Origin of the sequence: Mesorhizobium sp. M2A.F.Ca.ET.037.01.1.1, assembly GCF_003998075.1 — a bacterium.
Classification (GTDB): Bacteria; Pseudomonadota; Alphaproteobacteria; order Rhizobiales; family Rhizobiaceae; genus Mesorhizobium.
This window is the reverse complement of the sequence record NZ_RZSA01000945.1, coordinates 1-2,496: the sequence shown is the minus strand read 5'-3', so window position 1 is coordinate 2,496 and position 2,496 is coordinate 1. Positions and strand designations below refer to the sequence as shown.

Here is a 2,496-nt window from a genome sequence, read left to right as displayed (position 1 = left end):
CACCGACACGTTCATCATCGTGGCGCAGACGATGATTTCCTCCGGCTTCGGGGCTTCGGTCGGATTGGAAGCCGGCTACACGCAGATCGGTTCCGGCATCGCTTCCCGGCTTGCCCGCGCCTTCCGGCTGCGCCGCAACGACGTGCGCATCCTGGTCGGCTGTGGCGCCGCCGGTGCGATCGCCGCCGCTTTCGACGCACCGCTGACCGGTGCCTTCTACGGTTTCGAGCTGGTCATCGGCATCTACTCCGTCGCCAATGTGGCGCCGGTGATGGCGGCGGCGATCTGCGCCTCGCTGACGGCGGAAATGTTCGGCGGCGTGCCGTTTCCGCTGGAACTGTCGGGTTTGCCGAATTTGACCGCCAGCGAGTATGTGCCGTTCCTGTTGCTGGGCCTGCTTGGCGGCGCGGCTTCGATCGCCATCATGCATCTGGTCAGCATCGTCGAGCGCGTCTTCGTGCGGTTGTCGATCGACGCGTCGGTCAGGCCGTTCATCGGCGGCATCTTCGTCGGTCTGCTCGGGCTGGTCACGCCGCAGGTGCTTTCGAGCGGCCATGGCGCGTTGCACCGCGAGTTCGCCATGAATTACGCGCTTCCGGTCGTGGCGAGCGTCTTCGTGATGAAGCTGGCGGCTTCGGCCATCTCGCTCGGCTCGGGCTTCCGCGGCGGCCTGTTCTTCGCCTCGCTGTTCCTGGGCGCGCTGCTCGGCAAGGTCTTCGCGGGCGTCATGGCGATGACCGCGCCGTCGGTGGGCATCGACCCGGCGGTAGCCGCCGTCGTCGGCATGACCTCGCTGGCGGTCGGCGTCGTCGGCGGTCCGCTGACCATGACGTTCCTGGCGCTGGAATCGACCCGCGACCTGACGCTCACCGGCGTGGTGCTGGCGGCCTCGATCATGTCGGCGATCCTGGTGCGCGAGACCTTCGGCTACTCCTTCTCGACCTGGCGCTTCCATCTGCGCGGCGAGACGATCCGCAGCGCCCATGACGTCGGCTGGATGCGCAGCCTCACGGTCGGCTCCATGATGCGCAAGGACGTCCGCACCATTCCCGCCTCGACCACGCTCTCGGAATTCCGCAAGGAGGTCCCGCTCGGCTCGGCGCAGCGCGTCATCGCCGTCGAGCATGCCGACCAGTATGTCGGCATGCTGCTGGTGCCGGAACTGCACAGCGACCGCTCCGACGGCGAGACGCCGGTGAGCGCGCTGGCCCAGTTCAAGGACGCGGTGCTGGTGCCCTCGATGAATGTCCAGACCGCGGCCGAGACCTTCCAACGCACCGGCGCCGAAGAGCTGGCGGTGGTCGAGGATTTCGACGAGCGCATCGTTCTCGGCCTGCTCACCGAAAGCCATCTGATGCGCCGCTACGCCGAGGAACTCGACAAGGCGCGGCGCGACCTGTCGGGCGAAGGTTGACCCGAACGACAGCCCGGCCAATAAGAGGCCATTTGGAAAATCCACTCCGCCGGCCATCTGATGGCGTTTTCTGCGCTTCCGGTGCTCACGGACCTGAATGTCCGCTCCGCTCCGGTTCTCGAAACCACCACCATATGACTCGCCGGAGCGAATTTCGAAACGGTCTCTAAGACGTCACTCCTGGAAGCCATCATGCAAGTCAAGCGCAACGGCGACATCTCGTTCTGGTACGCGGATCTGGGCGCCATCCCCGCGCCGCGTCCGCCTTTGCCAGGCGACATCGAGGCGGATGTCGCGATCGTCGGCGCGGGCTATACCGGGCTTTGGACGGCCTACTATCTGAAGAAGGCGAAGCCATCGCTGCGCATCGTGCTCGTCGAACGGGAGTTCGCCGGCTTCGGCGCCTCGGGGCGCAATGGCGGCTGGCTGTCGGGCGGTTTCGGCTGGTCGCGCGAGAAATATCTGAAGACCTCGACACGCCCGGGCGTCACCGCCATGCAGCAGGCGATGGCCGGCTGCGTCGACGAGGTCATCCGGGTGGCGACGGAAGAGGGCATCGATGCCGATATCCGCCGCGTCGACAATCTGACGGTCGCCACCAATCCGGCGCAGCTGGAGCGCGTGCGCGAGGAATGCGAGACGACCCGCTCCTGGGATGCCGATCCCGAACGGATCGAGCTGCTTGACGCCGAGGCGACACGGGCGCGCATCAACATCCGCAATGTCATGGGTGGCTTCGTCATCCGCGGCCAGGCGCGCGTGCAGCCGGCCAAGCTGGTGCGCGGGCTCGCGGCGGCGGTCGAGCGTCTCGGCGTTTCCATCTATGAGAAGACAACGGTCACCGCCATTGCCAAGGGCATCGTGGCCACGGACCGCGGCACGGTGCGGGCCGAAATCATCATCCGCGCCACCGAAGGGTTCACGGCCGGCATCCCAGGGGAAGAACGGACCTGGCTGGCGCTCAACAGCGCGCAGATCGTCACCGAGCCGCTGCCGGAAGAGCTCTGGCACAAGATCGGTTGGCAGGGGCACGAGCTGCTCGGCAATGCCGCGCATGCCTATTGCTATGCCCAGCGCACACG

At 66.5% G+C, this 2,496-nt stretch carries 2 protein-coding genes; both read left to right on the top strand.

The features are described from left to right. The coding region (locus EOA27_RS31720; protein ID WP_145970665.1) for a chloride channel protein at window positions 1–1,414 on the top strand (1,414 nt) is incomplete at its 5' end. Window positions 1,415–1,606: 192 nt separating this feature from the next. Next, a partial coding sequence (locus EOA27_RS31715) for an FAD-dependent oxidoreductase (RefSeq protein ID WP_127258138.1) occupies window positions 1,607–2,496 on the top strand: 890 nt, incomplete at its 3' end.